This window comes from Castellaniella hirudinis (genome assembly GCF_042651965.1).
In the GTDB taxonomy this organism is placed as follows: domain Bacteria; phylum Pseudomonadota; class Gammaproteobacteria; order Burkholderiales; family Burkholderiaceae_B; genus Castellaniella; species Castellaniella hirudinis.
Genome location: NZ_JBHSDY010000011.1, coordinates 93760 through 113382, shown reverse-complemented (window position 1 = coordinate 113382; position 19623 = coordinate 93760). Strand labels below are relative to the sequence as shown.

Below are 19623 nucleotides of genomic sequence, written 5' to 3'. Positions count from 1 at the left end.
CTTTCTCGACTTGAATCAGACTGCTTTGACTTTGACATAGCGCCCGGGGGCGGGTTCTATGGCAGAGTACCTTCGATTACCCAAAGTGCGGCGGGCCGCCTTCCAATCCCCGGAATGCCCAGCCAGCCAATCCAGCCAGTCGGGCCACCAGCTGCCCTTGGCGTGGTCCGCCTGTTCGAGCCAGGTCTCGGGATCGCCCGACGGCACGGCATCCTGGTCCTGGGACCAATAACCGCGCCGGCCGCGTTCGGGCGGATTGACCACCCCCGCGATGTGGCCGGATTCACCCAGCACGAAGCGCAACGGCCCGCTCAGCAAGCGCGTCGAGGCATAGGCCGAGGTCCAAGGCACGATGTGGTCTTCGCGCGAGGCATACAGATAGGCCGGCATGTCCAGGGCACGCAAATCGACCCGCTCACCGCAGACGCGCAGTTGGCCGGTTTCCAGGCGGTTTTCCAGGTAGGTGTTGCGGAAATACCAGGTGAAGAACGGCCCCGGCAGATTGGTCCCGTCGGCGTTCCAGGACAGCAGATCGAAGGCGCGCGGCGATTCGCCCATCAGGTAGTTGGAACCCACATAGTTCCAGACCAGTTCCGAGGGCCGCAGGAACGAGAAGGTGGTGGACAGTTCGCCCGCCGTCAGCAGGCCGCCCTCGCCCAGTTGCTGTTCACGCGCGCGGGCATGCTGTTCATCGACGAACACGTCGAGGATGCCGGTCTCGCGGAAATCCAGGAACGTGGTCAGCAAGGTCAGCGCAGCCACCGGGTCTTCGCCCCGGGCGCGCGCCACGGCCAGGGCGGTGGACAGCAGCGTGCCGCCGACGCAGAAGCCCAGCGCATTGATCTGCGACTGGCGGGTCACGTCGCGCACGACCTGAATGGCCTGCAGCACGCCGTCCTCGACGTAGTCGTCCCAGGTTTTGAGTTCGATGCCGTCCTGGTCCCCGGGCAAGGGATTGCGCCAGGACACCATGAAGACCTCGAAGCCGGCCTGCACGGCATGCTGCACCAGGGAATTGGCCGGCTGCAGGTCCAGGATGTAGAACTTGTTGATGCAGGGCGGCACCATCAGCAGCGGCCTCTGGCGGACCTTGGCCGTCTGCGGGCGGTACTGGATGAGCTGGATCAAGGGGTTTTCGTAGATCACCGTCCCCGGGGTCATGGCCAGGCTTTCGCCCGGCGCAAAGGCGGATTCGTCGGTCTGCGTGATGCGGCCCCGCGTGATGTCGCGCACCAGATTCGCCAGTCCCCGCTGCAGGGATTCGCCCCCGCTGTCGGCCATGGCTTTCAGGGCGTCGGGATTGGACGCCAGGAAATTGGACGGTGACGCGGCCTCGGTCCATTGCATGACCGAAAACTTCAGGCGTTCGCGGGCGAAATCGTCCAGATCGGCGGCCAGCGCCAGACGCTGCATCGCGTCGGCCATGATGAGATAGGCGTGCGCCGAAAACAGCGCATGGGGACTGCCGGCCCAGGCGTCCGACGAGAAACGCCGGTCGGCGGGCGGCGTCAGCGCGCCTTGCTGGAACTGTGCCAGCAGCGACTGCCATGCCTGAGTAAATTCTGTCTGAATGGCTGCCAATTGAGCGGGAGCGACCCCGGGCGCCGCACGCTTTTGTGTTGTGTTCCGATCAGCCATTCCACCATCCCTTGTACTGCCGGGGCCCCGAAATCGCCCGGAGCCATCCTTTTATCTATTCTGTCATTCTGGCAAATCGCGTCAATTCGGGTAAGTCGCTAGCCCGAATAAGGCGCATGCCGGCATCGGCATTGCTCAAATATTGACATAGATCAAAAAATACCCCGCCCCGCATTCAAACCAGATACGCCAGGGTCGCCTGCCGGCCCGACCCAGGATCGCGGCGATGAGAAAAGTACCGATCCGCTTGCGTCCAGGTGCATTCGCCGCTGATTTCCACATGCGCCACGCCAGCCCGCAGCAGACGGGCGCGCGCCAAGCCTGCCAGATCGGCCAGCCACCGCCTGTCATCAGACCCCCACGCTGCGCAGGCTTCGCCCGCTTGCTGCCCCCCCAGGGGGCGCATTTTGCCTTGGGGCGGCCCGGCGGCAAAATGGTCGGGCTGAAGTACAAAACAATCCGACAGCCCGGCATCCTGATCCAGAAAAGCCTCGCGCACTTCCGGCCCGACCTGGAAGGCCTGCGGCCCGATGCCCGGGCCGATCCAGGCGCGCCAGCCGCACGCCCGGGGCGCCCGGCGGCGCAGGGCGTCCAGCGTGTTTTCCAGCACCCCGGCCGCCAGTCCGCGCCAGCCTGCGTGGGCGACGCCCAGCACGGTGCCGGCCGCGTCGGCCAACACCACCGGCAGGCAGTCGGCGGTCATGATCACCAGGGGCCGGCCGCGCTGCGCGGTCACGGCGGCATCGGCGCAGGGAATCGCTCCGGCACCGGCACGCGAAGCAGACGCATCAAGCCCTGCCGCCGCAATCCCGCCCGGCTCGGACACCGGCACCGCATCGGCATCGACCACCGCCGTCCCATGCACCTGTTCCAGCCAGAGCGGCTCGCCCGGCAGGGCGCGCCGCAACCGCGCGCGGTTTTCCCGGACGGCGGCCGGGTCGTCGCCGACGTGCGTCCCCAGGTTGAGGCTGTCCCGAGGCGCCCGGCTGACGCCGCCGACGCGCCAGGTCGAGAAATAGCGCACCCCGGTCCAGGGTTCGCCCGTCACGCCCCGCAGGCCGGGGACGGGTTCAAGCAGCGTCGTCGCCATTGCGTTCCCAGAGGATGCCGTCCTGCACACGGCGGAAATCGTCCGGCAGTTCCGCCGTGTAGGCGCAGGGCCGCCCGCTGACGGGATCGTCAAAACCCAGGGCCCGCGCATGCAGCATCTGGCGCGTGGCGCCGGCCTCCAGCCGTCCGCCGTACAGGGTGTCGCCCAACAGGGGATGCCGCAGGCGGGCCATGTGGACGCGGATCTGATGCGTGCGGCCGGTCTCCAGGCGGCACAGCACCTGGGACACGATCAGGTCGCCGCAGCGCCCGATGCTTTGGGAGGCGTAATGGGTGACGGCGGGCTTGGGCGCCACCGGTCGGTCCGAACTCATGCGGACCGGCACGCGGGCGTCACGGCCGATCGGCGCATCCACCGTGCCCTGCCCCGCCAGCGTGCCGTGCACCAGCGCGCAATATTCACGCTTGACCGTGCGCGCCTGCAGCTGGCGCACCAACTGCGTCTGGGCGATTTCCGTGCGCGCCACGACCAGCAGCCCCGAGGTGTCCTTGTCCAGCCGGTGGACAATGCCGGCCCTGGCCACGCGGGACAGCTCAGGATAGCGAAACAAGAGGCCGTTGAGCAGCGTGCCGTGCCAGTTGCCTGCGCCCGGATGGGTCACCAGACCGGCAGGCTTGTCCACCACGATCCAGTCCGGGGAATCATCCACGACGCGAAAGGCCACGTCCTCGGGGACGAAAGCCAGGTCTTCGGGCGCCTGCTGGGGCCAGACCCGGATGAAGGCGCCGGGCCCCACCCGGGTGCGGATCTTGCCCACGACGCCATCCACCTCGACGTGTCCGTCCTCGATCCAGGACTGCAGGCGGCTGCGCGAATGCTGCGGCATCAGGCGCGCAAGCGTCTTGTCCAGCCGGTCCGGCAGGACCTCGAGCGGCAGGTGGAACACCTCGGGCGCATCGGGGCCGGAGTCTTCGGTGGCGATATCCGTGTACGGCATGGCGACAAATCATATAATCTGCCGACAATGCTAACACCTTGATCAAGGACGTTCCGTGCCCGTGCATGCCTTCGTTTTCCCCAAAGCCCTGTCAACCCACCTCCGGCTGATCCTGGCTTGCCTGTGCATGGCCCTGGCGGCGGGCTGCAGTTCGACCAAGGGCAACGTCGACCCGACCGCCGGCTGGAGCGCTGAACGCCTCTACGAACAGGCCCGCACCGACATCAGTTCGGGCAACTGGTCCGATGCGCGCAAGAACCTGGAAGCCCTGGAGGCCCGCTACCCCTTCGGCATCTATGCGCAGCAGTCCCTGATCGACCAGGCCTACGTCAACTGGAAGGACGAGGAACCCGAACAGGCCAAGGCCGCGATCGACCGCTTCATGCAGCAATATCCGAACCACCCCGGTACGGACTACATGCTGTACCTGAAGGGCATGATCACCTTCACGCCGCCCAGCGCCATCCTGTCGAGCGTCACGCGCCAGGATCCCAGCGAGCGCGACCCCAAGGGCCTGCGCGAATCCTACGAAGCCTTCAATGACCTGATCAAGCGCTACCCCGACAGCCGCTACACGCCCGACGCCCGCAAACGCGCCGCCTGGCTGGTCAATACCATCGCCGAAAACGAAGTCCACATCGCCCAGTACTACTACGAGCGGGGCGCCTACGTGGCCGCGGCCAACCGCGCCCAGACCGTGGTCACCGACTTCGAAGGCGTGCCCGTCGCGGAAAAAGCCCTGTACCTGATGATGCTCAGCTACGACAAGCTGAACCTGCCGGAACTGCGCGACGACGCCAAGCGCGTGCTCGACCACAACTTCCCGGACAGCAAATACTACAAGCAGGGCCTGGACGAGCCCGTCAATCACTGGAATCCGATCAACTGGTTCTAAAGACTCTCCGAGTCAGTCCCACGGCCGAGTGAATCCTCGGCCGTTTTTGTATCTGCGGCCGGCTCCGCCCGGCCGCGCCCGACCTCGTTTTCCCAGAAAAGAGACCGTGCGACACAAGCTGTCGCGGCCCTGGTGTAGACTCGCAAAAACGTCGAGTTACGTTGGTTTCACAAAAGATACATTCACAGGGATTTCATGGTTGATGCCAATTCAAGCAGCACGCTCGAAGCACTCCAGAAAGAGTACCAAGCACTGATCCATGGGAGCAGCGCGCAAAACACCAAGCCTCGCGTGGCCGCCTGGGGGCTGGTCAAAGCCGGGAAAAGCTCGCTGCTGAACATGCTGTCGGGACACGTCACCGACGAATACTTTGAAACCGGTGACGTCCGAACCACGCGTGTGAACCAGGAGCTGGAAACCGATCACTACATCCTGTTGGACACACCGGGCCTGGGCATCGATGACGAGGACACCCAGGAAGCCTACAAAGGTTTGGATTCCGCCGATGTGATTCTTTTCGTGCATGCCCCGCAAGGCGAGCTGGACCAGGAGGAAATCCGTTTCCTGGACCAGATCTGCCTGGAATACGGTGCTGAAGCAGATCGGCGTCTGATCATTGTGCTGACGCAGTTGGACAAAAACAAGGACCAGGCCCTTGAAAAGATCCGCGACCGGGTACTGGATCAGATCGAAAAAGGCTTTGGCATCATGCCCCAGTGCTTTCTGCTGTCCAACACGCGCTACCAGAAAGGGGCGGCAGAAAACAAGCAAACCCTGATCAAAAAGAGCGGCATCCCGGAACTGGCGGAACACCTGGAGACATTGGTTGAGGACATCCAGCCTGACCAGGAACAGTTGCGTGCCCAACGAGCACAGGCAAAGAAGGATGAACTGCTCGACAGACTGGGCCAAGCCATGGCCTCTGAACAGGCCCGGATGCTGGAGATCAAGAAAATCTATCAAAAGAAGGTCGTTCGATTCAACAAAATCATGCAAAACCTGCGTGACGAGTATCAACACACAGAAAAAGCCATCGCTCGCGCCCAGCGCGAACTTGAAAATATTTAAGCAAAGGACAGATCATGGCACTTCCCTGGTTGATTGCCGCAGGCGCTGCACTTGCCGTCGGCGCGGTCGTCAAGGCCCTGAGTGACGACGATGAGCCCTCCTCATCGAGTGATGACGGCGCAGCAGAACGTCGCCGCCAAGAGCGCGAGGCGGAAGAACAACGCCAGCGCAACAGCCTCAGGGAAAAAATCAGCAACCTGAAGACTGAACTGAGATCCACAGCCACCCGGCAGTTCAAGCAAGCAGCACAAACGCTGGACTTGCCAGTCAGCGGCATTCCTGCTGCCGTCAAGGCATCCACACTCAAAGACGCTCTGGCGGACACCAACCTGGTTTCAAGTTCCGACTACGCCGAGGCCGTCACGACGATCCTGTCCTTCCAGACCGCTGGGGGCGCGAACACCGACGCACAACAGGAGGCGCTCGTCCGCAATCTGCTGGCCCTGGAATCCATCCGGGAAGAAAGCTACGAACTGCAGGGCGCCGACAAAACGGCATGGATCGAGTTCAAGCAAGCCTCTGCACGTCTGAAAAAATATGCAGGCATGCGGCAAAAACTAATGGGAATGGATTAATTCAATGCACGATAACACCACACGCGATGATCTGATTGCAGCGTTCCATCATCTTGAGAAAAAATTCTCGTTGCAGAAATCCGATATCGCAGAAAAGGCATCGAAGTTCGATGGGCTGCGGACTACCTTCAAAGATAGAAACAAGGAACTGAGTGATCAACTGGAGCGATCTGTCAGCCCGGAAAACCCGCTGCATGACTCCATCGAAAAAACTCGCGATAGTGTCAATAAACAGTTCGCAGTCTGGGAAGACCAGGTTGACGCACGCAGAAAAGGCACAGAATTTCGTGCAGGCTTTAACGACAGCCTGCTGGTGTTCATCTATGGCAAGGTCAAATCCGGAAAAAGCTCTCTGGGCAACTACATGGCCTGGGGACACAGCGACCCGACAGCCGTGATGAAAGCCCAGGCCACATTGCGGCCCGACTATTTCGCGACACAGAAGACCAGCGTGGCCAGTGGCGATCAGGAAAACGAGGCCATCCACAAGCAGCAATTTCGCGTCGGTGCGACAGAGGCCACCAGCACCATCCAGGGATTCACACTGCCCGGCCTGACCTGGGTGGATTCCCCCGGGCTGCACTCGGTCAATAACGAAAATGGTGATCTGGCTAAAGAATATGTGCAACATGCCGACCTGATCCTGTACACCATGCACTCAAATGCGCCGGGCCGGGCATCCGACATGAAAGAAATCACAAACCTGTTGACAGGCCATAAAAAATTCATGGTGCTGCTGACCGGCAGCGACACCACAGATGAGGACGAAGACAGCGAGGGCAATGTGATCACCACGGTCATCATGAAAAGCGACCATGCCCAAAAAAGCCAAATCACGTATGTCAGCGATGAGCTGGAAAAGCTCAAGACGCAGCACAATCTGCCTGACAGCGTACTGGCTGACGTGCTGCCAATCTCGACCCGCTACGCGGAAATCAATCCCACATCGCAAGCCATTGCTGACAGCGGCATGGGCCGTCTTTTTACAGAACTGAAGGACATTGCCGAAGGCGAAGCACTGAAGCTGAAACTGCATGCCCCCATGGGCGCGCTGCGCAGTTCCATCCGCACGACACAAAACGATCTTGAGGGCATCAAGACCCTGATCAATCAGTTTGCCCAAGAAATCGACACCCAAGAGGATGAGATCGAAAAAGACCTGCGGTCTCTTGGCCAAGAGGGAAGGCGGCAGATGAGCAGCTACATCAATCAGTTGTTCAACCAGGGCAATCCCCAGAATGTTGACACGCTCGTCAGCAAAAAACTGGTAGAAGTTCTTGAGCCCCTGACGCTGCAGATCATCGAAAAAATCGCTCAACAGCAAGCTGACCGTTTCAAAGACGCCTTCAAGGCCAGCAGCCTGGCCAAAATCCCGGCATACCAAGAACAACTGGAAACGCGAGAATATTTCGCGGGCGTCCGGAAAGGCAATAAAAAGTGGTTTTCTTTGGGCGGCACCCTCCTGGGCGGAGGGATCGGCTTTCTGGTGGGCGGCCCCGCAGGCGCTGCGCTAGGCGCATCTCTGGGCAGTTCGGCCGGGCTGGCAGGATCATCGGCCAAGAGCGACTATCGAACCCACGAAGTCGTGGTAGGTGACAACATCGAAGAGCGCCGAACCTCGGCCATCCAGATTTACGCAGATGGTTTCCCGAATATATTGCACGCCACCGTCGAAAAACTATACGCCCCCACACGCGACAGCATGCTGACTTACTGCACCTCACTCAAGTCAGAGATCAGTTCGCTGTCCCGCCAATTGGACGACCTGAGCAAGGATTAATGATGCAAAACACCGTACTTTCCACAGCCTATGCCGCTTTCGACCAGGTAGCAGATATTTGTCAACGCTACCGCTCGGACGCCAGCTATCAGACCATCCAGAAGATGGTGGCTGACAAACGCCAGTCCCCCAGCGCCACCATCATGGTCTACGGGGTCTACAACGCGGGCAAAAGCAGCTTGATCAATGCGCTGCTGGGCGAAGAAGACCGCGCCCCGATTGCAGACAAACCAGAAACCGCCCGCGTCCAAGGCTACCGGTGGCGCAACTACGAGATCCTCGACACCCCGGGGATCGATGCGCCCATTGAACATCAGCAAATCACCGAGGCACAGCTGTACTCAGCCGATGCCGTCATTTTCGTGGTCAACCCCTTGGGCGTGGTCGAAGAAGCCAAGACCCTGAACACGCTGCTGAAACTGATCGCGCGCAAAAAGCAGGTCTTTGTGGTGTTGAACTGCAAACACGCCCTGGAACCCCAGGATGCCGAGCGCATCAAGAACGAATTGCGCACACGCATTCAGGAACTGGCAGAAGAAGACGGCTTGAACCACATCCTGGCCGACATCCCCATCCTGGAAGTCAATGCCAAGACTGCGCTGAAAGCCAAGCTCGAACAAAAGCAAGCGTTGCTGGCGCGCTCTGGCTTTCCCCGCTTTGAAGCCGAATTGAACCAATTTCTGGACTCGATTGACGATACCGCCATCACGGCGGGCTTCGTGTCCGAGCTGGTCATCTTTCTGGAAGCCACGCTCGCAAAAATCAAAGCCCAAAGCAAGGCTCAAACACAGGATGCTTCGATCGAAGAAGTCAATCAGTTCTTCAAGCAGATGGGGGATCGCCAGACGCAACTGAGAAGCGTGCTGAAAAACCTGATTGAAATCAGGACAGCCTTGATCGAGAAAAAGGCGTTTTCCCTCATTTCTGCGGATCCAGCACAGGCGCAAGCGGGGATTGAATCCCTGGTGCAGACGGCCCATGCCGAAATCGCCCACGAACTGGAAGTCGGACTGAACAGCCTGATGGCGGATTCAGCCAGGCTCTTGAATACGCTGCAAGAATCGGTGTCGATCCCCGGGGCAACCCACGCTCCTCATGTCGACAGCCCGAACACCAGCGCACCCAACGGCCAGCCTCTCGGGCAGACAGAATCCTGGACGATTGATCCTGCCAAACTTCAACTCGGCTTGCAGCAACTGAGCGCTATCGTCAAGCCTGAACATCTCGTCCAGGCCATGCAGGTGGGCAAAGAGCTGCTCCCAGCACTTTTCAAGGGGATCGGCCCAGCGACGATGAACAAAATCTCCGGACAGGTTTTCAGTAAAGTGATGCCTACTCTGGGAGCCGTACTCACGGCTTGGCAAGTGGGCAAATCCTTGCTGGGCGACGACCCCGAAGAAACCCGTCTGCGCGATGAAGCGCGCCAGCAAGAGCAGGCCCGAGAGCGTCAGGAAGAAGCCATCCGGGATGTCTGCCAGAGCCTGGCCTGGGAATTCAGCACCGCCAGCACCAAGATGGTGGATGACCATATCCAAAGCCATTTCACCCAGGTGAACAATAGTCTGGCGACCATGCGCGAAAGCCTCAGCGCTCAGCAACAGGCCGTCAGCCAGGACCTCGCCCACGTTGATGACGCCCTGCGCATGCTGAAAAGCCATGCCTGATGCACGGGCGCCCTTCCCCTGCTCGCAATGCGGCAAGTGTTGCGAGCACGTGGGCAACTTGGCGGCAACCGCAGACCTGGATCGCGGCGATGGGGTCTGCAAATTCTACGAGCAGACCACCCGCCAGTGCCGCATCTATGATCAACGGCCCGATATCTGCCGCGTCGATCGGCAATACGCTTTGCACTATCAGCCGCTCATGTCGTGGGAAGCATTCGTGGCCTTGAACACCCGGGGCTGCAAAACGCTGCAGGCCCTGGATGACACGCCCACCGCCCCTGGATCAGGGGCTGCTCCAGACTGAACTCCTGCAGTTCAGTCCGCTGCGGGCGGCTCCGCCCCACTCGGCGGATTCGCCAAAAACTCCAGCGCCACGCGGGCATCCCGGGTCCGGGCAAAGGGCGGCAGGCCCTGCCACAGCAGCCGCCCGTAGGGCTTGTCCACCAGACGGCCGTCGCCCACCATCAGCACGCCCCAGTCGGTCTCGGAACGGATCAGGCGCCCCGCGCCCTGCTTGAGCAGCAGCGCCGCCTGCGGCAACTGGTATTCCATGAAGGGATTGCCGCCCTCGGTGCGGCAGACGTTCAGGCGCGCTTCCAGCACCGGATCGTCGGGCGGCGCGAACGGCAGCTTGTCGATCGCCACCAGCGTCAGCGCATCGCCCGGCACGTCGATGCCTTCCCAGAAACTGGTGCTGCCCACCAGCACGGCATTGCCGGCCGAGCGGAAGCGTTCCAGCAACACCCCGCGCGAGGCCTCGCCCTGGCGCATCACCGTCCGATCCGAGGCCAGCATGCCGCGCAGCAGCACATCGGCCACGCGATCGACCGCGCGCAGCGTAGTGCACAGCACCAGCACCCCGCCCGCGCAGGCATCCACCAGCGGCAACAGGGCCTGCGCGAAGGCCTCGGTGAAACCGGGGTCGCTGGGCAAGGGCAGGGTCTTGGGCACGTACAGCAGGCCTTGCGCCGGATAATCGAAAGGCGAAGCCCAACTGCGTGTTTCGGCGCTGCCCAGCCCCAACTGGCGCTGGAAATGCTGAAAATCGCCGCGCACCGACAGCGTGGCCGAAGCCAGCACCCAGGTCTGTCCCGGCCGCCGGAAGCCCGAAAAGATCCGCGCGACCGACAAAGGCGCGCGTTGCAAGCGCACGGAGTGCGTGCTGTGCTCGATCCAGCGCACGGCAGCCTCGTCTTCCTGTTCCGCCTCGCCGCGCCCGGGATGCGCCCACTGCCACAGCCGGGCGCGCAAGGTGCGCGCCGTGCGGGCTGCGGCCGCCAGATCCGGGTGGCGTTCTTCCTGGGCGCCCAGGGATTCGGTCAAGGCGTCCAGCGCGTCCGCCAGACGGTCCAGGGACTGGTCGAAGGCCTCGGCCTCGGGGATCTGGTCAAAGGTCGCCCGGCCGCCCGGCAGCTTGCCCACCGGGGCGCTGACCAGGCGCAGGTCGCGCGCGGCGGCGTCCAGGGCCTGGCACAGTTCGCTCCAACGGACGGTCTCGCGGGCGTGCGCCAAGCCGGCCGCCTCGGTCTGGCGGGCGCAGTCCAGCACCTGGTGCAGGGACAGGCTTTGCCCCAGAAAGCGGGTGGCGGTATCGGGCAGTTGATGCGCCTCGTCAAAGACCACCAGCTGGGTTTCGGGCAGCAGATCGGCGATGCCCTCTTCCCGCAGCGCCAGATCCGCCATGAACAAGGCATGGTTGACCACCACCACGTCGGCCTCCTGGGCGTGGCGGCGCGCTTTCAGCAGAAAGCAGTCGCGCACGAAGGGGCAGTCCTGGCCCAGGCAGTTTTCCCGGGTCGAAGTCACCCGGCTCCAGATGTCGGCGGTCTCCGGCACTTCGGGCAGGTCGGCGCGGTCGCCGCTGTCGCTTTCGCGGGTAAAGCGGCGGATGGCGCGCAACTGGGGCATTTCGTCACGCGACTTCAGGCCGCGCTCGTCCTGCTCCAGGCGCTCCAGGTGATAGTGGCAGACGTAATTGCCGCGGCCCTTGAGCAGCGCCACGTCCACAGGCAGGGCCAGGGCGGCGCGCAGGCGCGGGATGTCGCGGCGGAACAATTGGTCTTGCAGGGTCCGGGTGCCGGTGGACACCAGCACCTTGCCGCCCGACAGGAACGCCGGCGCCAGATAGGCCCAGGTCTTGCCCGTGCCCGTGCCGGCCTCGGCGATCAATACGCCGCTGCTGTCCAGGGTGTCGCGGATGGCCTCCGACAGTTCGAGCTGGGCCGTACGCGGCACGTAGCCCGGCAACTGGCGGGCCAGCGGGCCGTCGGGGCCGAAGACTTCGGCAAGATCGTTGGAAAACATGGTGCGGGGGCGCGGCGTGGATGCGGTTCAATCCCGGATGATACGCCAGGCGTTCCGGCCCGGCGGGTCGGGTGTGGCAAAATGCGCCGCTTGTACCGGCACTTTGCTTGACGACACTCATGACTCAGACCAGCCCCGATTCCCAGACCCATGCCGTCGATCCCGCCCGCGTCCTGCGGCTGCTGACGGCGGAACTCGACGCCCGCCCCGCCCAGGTCGCGGCCGCGGTGGACCTGCTGGATTCCGGCGCCACCGTGCCCTTCATCGCCCGCTACCGCAAAGAAGTCACCGGCGGACTGGACGACACGGTGCTGCGCCAACTGGAAGTGCGCCTGCTGTATATCCGCGAACTGGAAGGCCGCCGCGTGGCGATCCTGGACTCCATCGCCGGCCAGGGCAAACTGGATGACGCCCTGCGCGCCCGGATCCTGGAAGCCGACAGCAAGCAGCGGCTGGAGGACTTGTACGCCCCCTACAAACCCAAGCGCCGCACGCGCGCCCAGATCGCCCGCGAAGCCGGCCTGGAGCCTCTGGCCGACGCGCTGCTGAGCGACGCGGCCGCCGACCCCGAGACCCTGGCGGCGGGCTATCTGAACGCCGAGGCCGGCTTCGAGGACGTGCGCGCCGCCCTGAACGGCGCACGCGACATCCTGGCCGAGCGCTTCGCGGAAGACGCCGCGCTGCTGGACACGCTGCGCACCGAACTCTGGAACAGCGGCCGCATCTATGCCCAGGTCGTGGCCGGCAAGGAAACCGAAGGAGCGAACTTCCGCGACTGGTTCGACTTCAGCGAAGCCCTGCGCACCCTGCCCTCGCACCGCATTCTGGCGCTGCTGCGCGGCCGCCAGCAAGGCGTGCTGGACCTGCGCCTGGGTCTGGACCCCGAACGCGAAGCCGAAACCCCGCACCCCTTTGTCGCGCGCGCAGCCGGCCTGCTGGGCCTGGATGCGCGCTTCGACGCCCGCGCCACGCCCCGCCAGCACTGGCTGGCCGAAGTCTGCCGCTGGACCTGGCGGGTCAAGCTGCTGACCGGTTTCGAGACCGAACTGATCGGGCGGCTGCGAGAAACGGCCGAGGCCGAGGCCATCCGCGTGTTCGCCGCCAATCTGAAGGACCTGCTGCTGGCCGCGCCCGCCGGTCCGAAGACCGTGCTGGGCCTGGACCCCGGCATCCGCACCGGCGTCAAGGTCGCCGCCATCGACGCCACCGGCAAGCTGCTGGACACCGCCACCATCTACCCCTTCGAGCCGCGCCGCGACGTCGAGGGCAGCCTGAAAACCCTGGCCGCCCTGGTCGCACGCCACAAGATCGACCTGATCGCCATCGGCAACGGCACCGCTTCGCGCGAGACCGAGCGCCTGGCCGCCGCGCTGCGCGAGCGCCACCCTGAACTGGTGTTTGAGCGCGTGGTCGTGTCCGAGGCCGGCGCCTCGGTCTACTCAGCCTCCGAACTGGCGGCCCTGGAGTTCCCCGAACTGGACGTCAGCCTGCGCGGCGCGGTCTCCATCGCCCGCCGCCTGCAGGATCCGCTGGCGGAACTGGTCAAGATCGAACCCAAAGCCATCGGCGTGGGCCAGTACCAGCACGACGTCAACCAGCGCGAGCTGGCCCGGTCCCTGGATGCGGTGGTCGAGGATTGCGTGAACGCCGTCGGCGTGGACGTGAATACGGCCTCGGCGCCACTGCTGACGCGCGTGTCCGGGCTGAACCAGTCCCTGGCGCGCAACATCGTGCAATGGCGCGAGGCCAACGGCGCCTTCCGCAACCGCAAGGCGCTGCGCGAGGTGCCCCGCTTCGGCGACAAGGCCTTCGAGCAGGCCGCCGGTTTTCTGCGCGTGCCGGGGTCCGACAACCCCCTGGACGCCTCCGCCGTACACCCCGAAGCCTACCCCGTGGTCGAGCGCATTCTGCTGAAGGCCGGTCAGCCTGCCGCAGCGCTGATGGGCCATGCCGATTCCCTGAAAGGCCTGTCCCCGGCGGACTTCACCGATGAACGCTTCGGCCTGCCCACGGTGCGCGACATCTTCGCCGAACTGGAAAAGCCGGGCCGCGACCCGCGCCCCGAATTCAAGACGGCGAAGTTCAAGGAAGGCATCCAGGACATCAAGGACCTGGTCCCCGGCATGATGCTGGAAGGCGTGGTCAGCAACGTCGCCAATTTCGGCGCCTTCGTGGACATCGGCGTCCACCAGGACGGCCTGGTGCACGTGTCCGCCCTGGCTGACAAATTCGTCAAGGACCCGCGCGACGTGGTGCGCGTGGGCCAGACGGTGCAGGTGCGCGTGCTGGAAGTGGACGTGGCGCGCAAGCGCATCGCCCTGAGCATGCGCAAGGATGATCCGGAGCCGCGCACCTCGGGCGGCGCCGCCGGCGCGGGACGTCCGGGCGGACGCCCCGGCCAGCGGGGCGGACGCAGTGAAAAGCCGGCCGTCGCGCCCCAGGGCGCCATGGCCGAGGCTTTCGCGCGGCTCAAGCGCTGATCACGCCGACCCGGACCGGCCTCAGCCGGACTCGGGCGGCAGCAATTCCAGCAGCAGGCGGCGATGCGCCGCCCGCAGCCGGGGCAGGATGCCGCTCACATGCGTATCGTCCTGCAGCATTTTCAGGACAGCGGCCAGCAGGATCGGGGCATGGATCAGATGCACCATCTCGGTCAATGCGCTGTCACGCATCACACCGCTCTCGACCGCGCGCCGCATGCCGGCCTGCTGTTCGTGCAGCAGGCGCAGATGGTCGGCGCGCCAGCCTGCGATGGCCTCCGGCGCGCGCGGCCCTTCGGCAATCAGCAAGTGCAGCGTGCGGATGAAACGATCATCCTCCAGGCGCGCGTAGGCCCCCTCCAGAAAACCATCCACCTGGGCCGCCAGCGACGTCCTTGACAGCCGCGCCGGCGCCTGCGGCGACCGATCGTCAAACAACAGACTGGGCAGCAGCATGCGCTGCATCAGCGCCTGGAACACGGCGTCCTTGCTGCCAAAGTGCGCGTACAGGCCGCCCTTGGACAGGCCGGCCCGGGCAGCGATGTCGTCCATTCGCGCGGCGCCAAAGCCGCGTTCCGAGAATTCATGCAAAGCCGCATCCAGAATCTGCTCGCGGCGTTCATGGGCGGGCAGGCGTCGGTTCCTGGGCGTGCGGCCCGGGACGTCCTGTGCGGGGCCTGCGGCAGCGGATCGGGATGAGGACGGCAATTTCGGCATGGCAAGGAATTCTGGAAGAAAAGCCTGGCGGCGTTCTTGATCTGCATCATAACGGCTCCATGAATTATCGACTACAAAGTCGTTAAGGGGGATTGTTATGTCATCAACCGTGAAGGATCGCGCCATCGACACCCGGGCCGCCGCCCAGGCCACCGACCACTATGCCCACGCCAGCCAGGCGCGTGCATTCGCCTCGCTCTCGCCCGCCTCGCTCAGCCTGGCATGGCTGGACTGGGCCATGCACCTGGCCGCCTCGCCAGGCAAGCAGACCGAACTGCTGCGCCTGGCCGTCCGCCACCAGCAGGAACTGGCGCACTATCTGTACGATTGTTTGAAGGCCGCCGGGGATCCGTCCCGGGTCTGCGTGGCGCCGCCTGAAAGCGACCGCCGCTTCAGCGACCCGACCTGGTGCCGCTGGCCCTACAACCTGCTGCACCAGGGCTTCCTGCTGACCCAGGCCTGGTGGGAGGAAGCCACCTCCGGCCTGCACGGCGTCGATCCGCACCACGCGCAGCAAATCTCGTTCTGGGCGCGCCAGTGGCTGGACATGATGTCGCCCGGCAATCAGCTCTGGACCAATCCGGTGGCGCTCGACCGTACCCGCGCCGAAAACGGCATGAACCTGCTGCGCGGCGGCGGCCACCTGCTGGAAGACATCGTCCGCCATCAGGCCGGGATGCCGGTCGCGGGCGGTGACGCCTTCCGCGTCGGGCGCGACGTAGCCGTCACCCCGGGCAAGGTCGTGCTGCGCAATCGGCTGGCCGAACTGATCCAGTACGCACCCACCACCCGGACCGTGCGCCCGGAGCCGGTCCTGCTGGTGCCGGCCTGGATCATGAAGTACTACATCCTGGACCTGTCGCCCCATAATTCCCTGGTCCGATTCCTGCGCGACCAAGGGTACACCGTCTACTGCATCTCCTGGAAGAACCCCACCGACCAGGACGCCGCGCTGGGCATGGACGACTATCTGCGCGACGGCTTCTTCGCCGCCCTGGACGCCATCGGGCGCATCCAGCCCGAACGCCGCGTCCACGCCACCGGCTATTGCCTGGGCGGCACACTGCTGTCGATCGCAGCGGCGGCCATGGCGCGTGACGGCGACGCGCGACTCGCCAGCATCAGCCTGTTCACGGCCCAGGTGGATTTCAGCGAACCCGGGGAACTCGGCCTGTTCATCGACGAAGCCCAGGTCCACATGCTGGAAGCGCAGATGCAGCGCCAGGGCTATTTCAACGCGGACCAGATGGCGGGCGCCTTCCAGATGCTGCGCTCCTACGACCTGCTCTGGTCGCGCGTCATTCACGAATACTTGCTGGGCGACCGGAGGCCCATCAACGACCTGATGGCCTGGAACGGCGACACCACCCGCATGCCGGCCCGGATGCATTCGCAATACCTGCAGCGCCTGTACCTGGACAACGATCTGAGCGCCGGCCGCTACCCCGTGGACGGCCGCCCCGTATCGATCGGCGACATCCGCCTGCCGGTCTTTGCCGTGGGCACCGTCACCGACCACGTCGCCCCCTGGCGCTCGGTCTACAAGCTGCACCAGTTCCTGCCGGGCGAACTGAGTTTCGTCCTGACCAGCGGCGGCCACAACGCCGGCATCGTCAACGAACCCGGCCATCCCCGGCGCACCTATCGCATCCGCGTCCGTCAGCCCGGCGATCCCTTTCTGTCGCCCGACGACTGGATGGCCGCCACGCCCGTCCGGGACGGGTCCTGGTGGACGGCCTGGTCGCACTGGCTGGCGGATCGCTCGGGCGCGCCCGAAGCCCCGCCCGCCCTGGGCATCCCCGGCCGCCCTGCTCTGGAAGACGCCCCCGGGCGCTACGTATTGGAGACCTGAATCATCATGCCCCGGCATCCTTCGTTCCATCCGCCTGCCCGCGTCGCGTGCGGGCAGGCAGGCTTTGCCACCGGCGCACGGCCCCTGCTGCGCACCCTGGGGGCCGCCGTCTTGCTGGCCCTCTCGGCCTGCGTCAGCCTGGCCCCCGAAACGCAAACCCCGGCGCTGCCCGTGGCCGACGCCTGGCCGGCCGACGCTCCGGCTGAACCCCAGGCCGCCATCGCCCGTGCGCTGCGCGACCTGGACTGGTCCCATTACTTCGAGGACGCCGACATGCGCCGGCTGATCGGCCTGGCGCTGGAGCACAACCGCGACCTGCGGCTGGCCGCGCTGCGCGTGCGCGAAGCCGAAGCCGCCTACCGCATCCAGCGCGCCGACCTGCTGCCCTCGGTCGGCGCCCAGGGTCAGGCCGAACGCGGCCGCACACCCGGCGACCTGAACCTTTCGGGCCAGCCGCAGATCCAATCCCGCTACCAGGCCAGCATCGGCCTGAGCGACTGGGAGCTCGATTTCTGGAGCCGGATCCGCAACCTGAAAGACGCGGCGCTGGACGACTGGCTGGCCACCGACGCCGCCCGGCAGGCCGTCCAGGTGGCGCTGGTGCGCCAGGTGGCCGACTCGGTGCTGGCGCTGCGGGAACTGGACCAGCGCGCCTTCCTGGCCGACGAGGCCGTGCGCAACCGCCAACGCTCGCTGGATATCTTCCAGCAACGCACCGCCGTCGGTTCGTCCTCGGAACTGGAACTGACCCAGGTGCGCACCCTGCTGATCCAGGCCGAGTCCCTGCAAGTCCGGCTGCGCCAGGAACGGGCCGCCGCCGCCCACGCGCTGACGCTGCTGACGGGCACGGACCCGGGCCCGGCCCCGACCCGCAGCGTCGATCTGGACACCACCGGCCTGACCCGGCTGGAACCCGGCCTGCCGTCCGAAGTCCTGGTGGCCCGCCCGGACATCCGCGCCGCCGAATACCAGTTGCGCGCCGCGCATGCCCGGATCGGCGCCGCCCGCGCCGCCTTTCTGCCGCGCATCGCCCTGACCTCGGGCATCGGCTCGGCCAGCGCCGAACTCGACGGGCTGTTCGAAAGCGGCAGCAAGGCCTGGACCTTCGCCCCGGTCATCAGCATCCCGATCTTCACGGCGGGACGCCTGCAAGCCAATCTGGACGTGGCCGAAGTCCGCCGCGACATGGCGGTGGCCACCTACGAACGCAGCATCCAGACCGCCTTCCGCGAAGTGGCCGACGCCTTGTCGGCCCGCCAGGGCCTGGCCGAACAGCTCGACGTCCAGATCCGCATGGCGCGCACCCAGGCCGCGCGGGCCGAACTGGCCCAGTTGCGCTATGACAGCGGCGCCGCGCCCTACCTGGAGGTCCTGGACGCCCAGCGCGACCTGCTGAACGCCCAGCAGCAACTGGTCGAAATCCGCCGCGCCTGGCTGTCCAGCCAGGTGGCCCTGTACGCCGCCCTGGGCGGCGGGGCGGGCCGCCCCCTGGACACTCCTTCCACCCTGACCGCTCCCCACGCATCATGACCCTGACCGATCTCAAGAAACCCCTGCCGCTTCTCCTGATCGCCGCCCTCGCCCTGGGCGCCTACGGCGCCTGGCGCTGGTCCCGGGACAGCGGCCCCGGCCCCGGCTTCATGCAGGGCAACGGCCGCATCGAAGCGACCGAAATCGACATCGCCACCAAACTGCCCGGCCGGGTCGAGCAGATCCTGGTCGACGAAGGAGATTTCATCCAGGCCGGACAAACCCTGGCCCTGATGAATCCGGACTCCCTGCAGGCCCAGCTTGACGAGGCCCGGGCCCGCCACCGCCAGGCCGAACACGCCGCCATCGCCGCCCAGGCCCAGATCGCCCTGCGGGAAAGCGACGTCGCCGCCGCGCAAGCCGTCGTCAAGCAACGCGAAAGCGATCTGTTCGCCGCCAGGCAGCGCCTGAACCGCTCGCGCTCGCTGGTTGAACGCGGCGGCGCCTCGCGACAGGAACTGGACGATGACCAGGCCCGGCTGCACAGCGCCGAGGCGGGCCTGGCCGCTGCGCAAGCCCAGGTCATCTCCGCTCAGGCCGGCGTTGCCGCCGCGCAGGCCGACCGGGTCGGCGCCGAATCCGCCGTGGCCGCCGCCCAGGCCACCGTGGCACGCATCCAGGCCGACCTGGAAGACAGCCGCCTCAAAGCCCCGCGCGACGGCCGCATCCAGTTGCGCGTCGCGCAGCCGGGCGAAGTGCTGGGCGCGGGCGGCCGCGTGCTGAACATGCTGGACCTGTCCGACGTGACCATGACCTTCTTCATGCCCGAAGCCGTCGCCGGCCGCCTGGCGCTGGGCAGCGAAGTCCGCATCATCCTGGACGCGGCGCCGGAATATGTCATCCCCGCCGAAATCGCCTTCGTCGCCGGCCGGTCGCAGTTCACGCCCAAGACCGTGGAAACGGCCAGCGAGCGTCAAAAGCTCATGTTCCGCGTCAAGGCGCGCCTGCCCAGGGACCTGCTGAAAAAGCACCTGGAACAGGTCAAGACCGGACTGCCCGGTGTCGCCTGGATACGCACCGACGCCACGCAGCCCTGGCCCGACAGCCTGACCGTCCGCCTGCCCGGGTAAGC

Annotated in this window: 15 protein-coding genes; 10 read left to right on the top strand and 5 right to left on the bottom strand. The window is 65.2% G+C overall.

Annotated features, from left to right (window positions below; all coding sequences use genetic code 11):
• Positions 1 to 15 precede the first annotated feature (15 nt).
• From ACFO0J_RS16985 to ACFO0J_RS16975, 3 genes are all read right to left on the bottom strand, one after another.
• Positions 16 to 1638 carry a PHA/PHB synthase family protein gene (locus ACFO0J_RS16985; RefSeq protein WP_376814277.1) on the bottom strand — a complete coding sequence of 541 codons (1623 nt, stop codon included), beginning with the start codon at positions 1636 to 1638 and terminating at the stop codon, positions 16 to 18.
• A 175-nt stretch (positions 1639 to 1813) separates the two neighbouring features.
• On the bottom strand, positions 1814 to 2728 hold the full coding sequence (pgeF, locus tag ACFO0J_RS16980; protein WP_376814276.1) for a peptidoglycan editing factor PgeF: 915 nt from the start codon (positions 2726 to 2728) through the stop codon (positions 1814 to 1816).
• Positions 2709 to 3686 (bottom strand): RluA family pseudouridine synthase, encoded by a 978-nt coding sequence (locus ACFO0J_RS16975; protein WP_376814275.1) that lies wholly within the window; start codon positions 3684 to 3686, stop codon positions 2709 to 2711. The genes pgeF and ACFO0J_RS16975 overlap by 20 nt, the downstream gene beginning before the upstream one ends.
• Positions 3687 to 3774: 88 nt before the next feature.
• On the opposite strand from ACFO0J_RS16975, the gene ACFO0J_RS16970 reads away from it, so the two are divergent.
• The 6 genes from ACFO0J_RS16970 (at position 3775) to ACFO0J_RS16945 (ending at position 9972) form a co-directional block, all read left to right on the top strand.
• Entirely contained in the window at positions 3775 to 4581 is an 807-nt protein-coding gene (locus ACFO0J_RS16970; protein WP_376814373.1) for an outer membrane protein assembly factor BamD, read from the top strand.
• 195 nt (positions 4582 to 4776) lie between these two features.
• Entirely contained in the window at positions 4777 to 5649 is an 873-nt protein-coding gene (locus ACFO0J_RS16965) for a GTPase (RefSeq protein ID WP_376814274.1), read from the top strand.
• A gap of 14 nt (positions 5650 to 5663) precedes the next feature.
• Positions 5664 to 6224 (top strand): hypothetical protein, encoded by a 561-nt coding sequence (locus tag ACFO0J_RS16960; RefSeq protein WP_376814273.1) that lies wholly within the window; start codon positions 5664 to 5666, stop codon positions 6222 to 6224.
• Between the two features lie 4 nt (positions 6225 to 6228).
• Positions 6229 to 8004 (top strand): dynamin family protein, encoded by a 1776-nt coding sequence (locus ACFO0J_RS16955; RefSeq protein WP_376814272.1) that lies wholly within the window; start codon positions 6229 to 6231, stop codon positions 8002 to 8004.
• Positions 8004 to 9668: a dynamin family protein gene (locus ACFO0J_RS16950; RefSeq protein ID WP_376814271.1), complete on the top strand. Its 1665-nt coding sequence runs from the start codon at positions 8004 to 8006 to the stop codon at positions 9666 to 9668. The genes ACFO0J_RS16955 and ACFO0J_RS16950 overlap by 1 nt, the downstream gene beginning before the upstream one ends.
• Positions 9661 to 9972 (top strand): YkgJ family cysteine cluster protein, encoded by a 312-nt coding sequence (locus ACFO0J_RS16945; protein ID WP_376814270.1) that lies wholly within the window; start codon positions 9661 to 9663, stop codon positions 9970 to 9972. The genes ACFO0J_RS16950 and ACFO0J_RS16945 overlap by 8 nt, the downstream gene beginning before the upstream one ends.
• 11 nt (positions 9973 to 9983) lie before the next feature.
• On the opposite strand, the gene ACFO0J_RS16940 is transcribed toward ACFO0J_RS16945, so the two are convergent.
• Positions 9984 to 11972 (bottom strand): ATP-dependent DNA helicase, encoded by a 1989-nt coding sequence (locus ACFO0J_RS16940; RefSeq protein WP_376814269.1) that lies wholly within the window; start codon positions 11970 to 11972, stop codon positions 9984 to 9986.
• A gap of 119 nt (positions 11973 to 12091) precedes the next feature.
• Here ACFO0J_RS16940 and ACFO0J_RS16935 point away from each other — a divergent pair, with 119 nt between their 5' ends.
• On the top strand, positions 12092 to 14452 hold the full coding sequence (locus tag ACFO0J_RS16935) for a Tex family protein (protein WP_376814268.1): 2361 nt from the start codon (positions 12092 to 12094) through the stop codon (positions 14450 to 14452).
• Positions 14453 to 14473: 21 nt separating this feature from the next.
• On the opposite strand, the gene ACFO0J_RS16930 is transcribed toward ACFO0J_RS16935, so the two are convergent.
• Entirely contained in the window at positions 14474 to 15169 is a 696-nt protein-coding gene (locus ACFO0J_RS16930) for a TetR/AcrR family transcriptional regulator (protein ID WP_376814267.1), read from the bottom strand.
• A 97-nt stretch (positions 15170 to 15266) separates the two neighbouring features.
• Here ACFO0J_RS16930 and ACFO0J_RS16925 point away from each other — a divergent pair, with 97 nt between their 5' ends.
• From ACFO0J_RS16925 to ACFO0J_RS16915, 3 genes are read left to right on the top strand one after another with little or no spacing between them, the layout of a single operon-like run.
• Positions 15267 to 17021, top strand: a complete 1755-nt coding sequence (locus tag ACFO0J_RS16925) for a PHA/PHB synthase family protein (RefSeq protein WP_376814266.1) — start codon at positions 15267 to 15269, stop codon at positions 17019 to 17021.
• Between the two features lie 6 nt (positions 17022 to 17027).
• Positions 17028 to 18551: an efflux transporter outer membrane subunit gene (locus ACFO0J_RS16920; protein ID WP_376814265.1), complete on the top strand. Its 1524-nt coding sequence runs from the start codon at positions 17028 to 17030 to the stop codon at positions 18549 to 18551.
• Positions 18548 to 19621, top strand: coding sequence for an HlyD family secretion protein (locus ACFO0J_RS16915; protein ID WP_376814264.1), 1074 nt, complete (start codon positions 18548 to 18550; stop codon positions 19619 to 19621). The genes ACFO0J_RS16920 and ACFO0J_RS16915 overlap by 4 nt, the downstream gene beginning before the upstream one ends.
• Positions 19622 to 19623: the final 2 nt, after the last annotated feature.

What these genes read in the sequence shown, in the direction of transcription:
- ACFO0J_RS16935 (WP_376814268.1), top strand. Translation starts at nt 12,092, where the DNA reads ATGACTCAGACCAGCCCCGATTCCCAGACCCATGCCGTCGATCCCGCC.
- ACFO0J_RS16975 (WP_376814275.1), bottom strand. Translation starts at nt 3,686, where the DNA reads ATGCCGTACACGGATATCGCCACCGAAGACTCCGGCCCCGATGCGCCC.
- ACFO0J_RS16940 (WP_376814269.1), bottom strand. Translation starts at nt 11,972, where the DNA reads ATGTTTTCCAACGATCTTGCCGAAGTCTTCGGCCCCGACGGCCCGCTG.
- ACFO0J_RS16930 (WP_376814267.1), bottom strand. Translation starts at nt 15,169, where the DNA reads ATGCCGAAATTGCCGTCCTCATCCCGATCCGCTGCCGCAGGCCCCGCA.
- ACFO0J_RS16985 (WP_376814277.1), bottom strand. Translation starts at nt 1,638, where the DNA reads ATGGCTGATCGGAACACAACACAAAAGCGTGCGGCGCCCGGGGTCGCT.
- ACFO0J_RS16960 (WP_376814273.1), top strand. Translation starts at nt 5,664, where the DNA reads ATGGCACTTCCCTGGTTGATTGCCGCAGGCGCTGCACTTGCCGTCGGC.
- ACFO0J_RS16965 (WP_376814274.1), top strand. Translation starts at nt 4,777, where the DNA reads ATGGTTGATGCCAATTCAAGCAGCACGCTCGAAGCACTCCAGAAAGAG.
- ACFO0J_RS16925 (WP_376814266.1), top strand. Translation starts at nt 15,267, where the DNA reads ATGTCATCAACCGTGAAGGATCGCGCCATCGACACCCGGGCCGCCGCC.
- ACFO0J_RS16945 (WP_376814270.1), top strand. Translation starts at nt 9,661, where the DNA reads ATGCCTGATGCACGGGCGCCCTTCCCCTGCTCGCAATGCGGCAAGTGT.
- ACFO0J_RS16920 (WP_376814265.1), top strand. Translation starts at nt 17,028, where the DNA reads ATGCCCCGGCATCCTTCGTTCCATCCGCCTGCCCGCGTCGCGTGCGGG.
- ACFO0J_RS16950 (WP_376814271.1), top strand. Translation starts at nt 8,004, where the DNA reads ATGATGCAAAACACCGTACTTTCCACAGCCTATGCCGCTTTCGACCAG.
- pgeF (WP_376814276.1), bottom strand. Translation starts at nt 2,728, where the DNA reads ATGGCGACGACGCTGCTTGAACCCGTCCCCGGCCTGCGGGGCGTGACG.
- ACFO0J_RS16955 (WP_376814272.1), top strand. Translation starts at nt 6,229, where the DNA reads ATGCACGATAACACCACACGCGATGATCTGATTGCAGCGTTCCATCAT.
- ACFO0J_RS16915 (WP_376814264.1), top strand. Translation starts at nt 18,548, where the DNA reads ATGACCCTGACCGATCTCAAGAAACCCCTGCCGCTTCTCCTGATCGCC.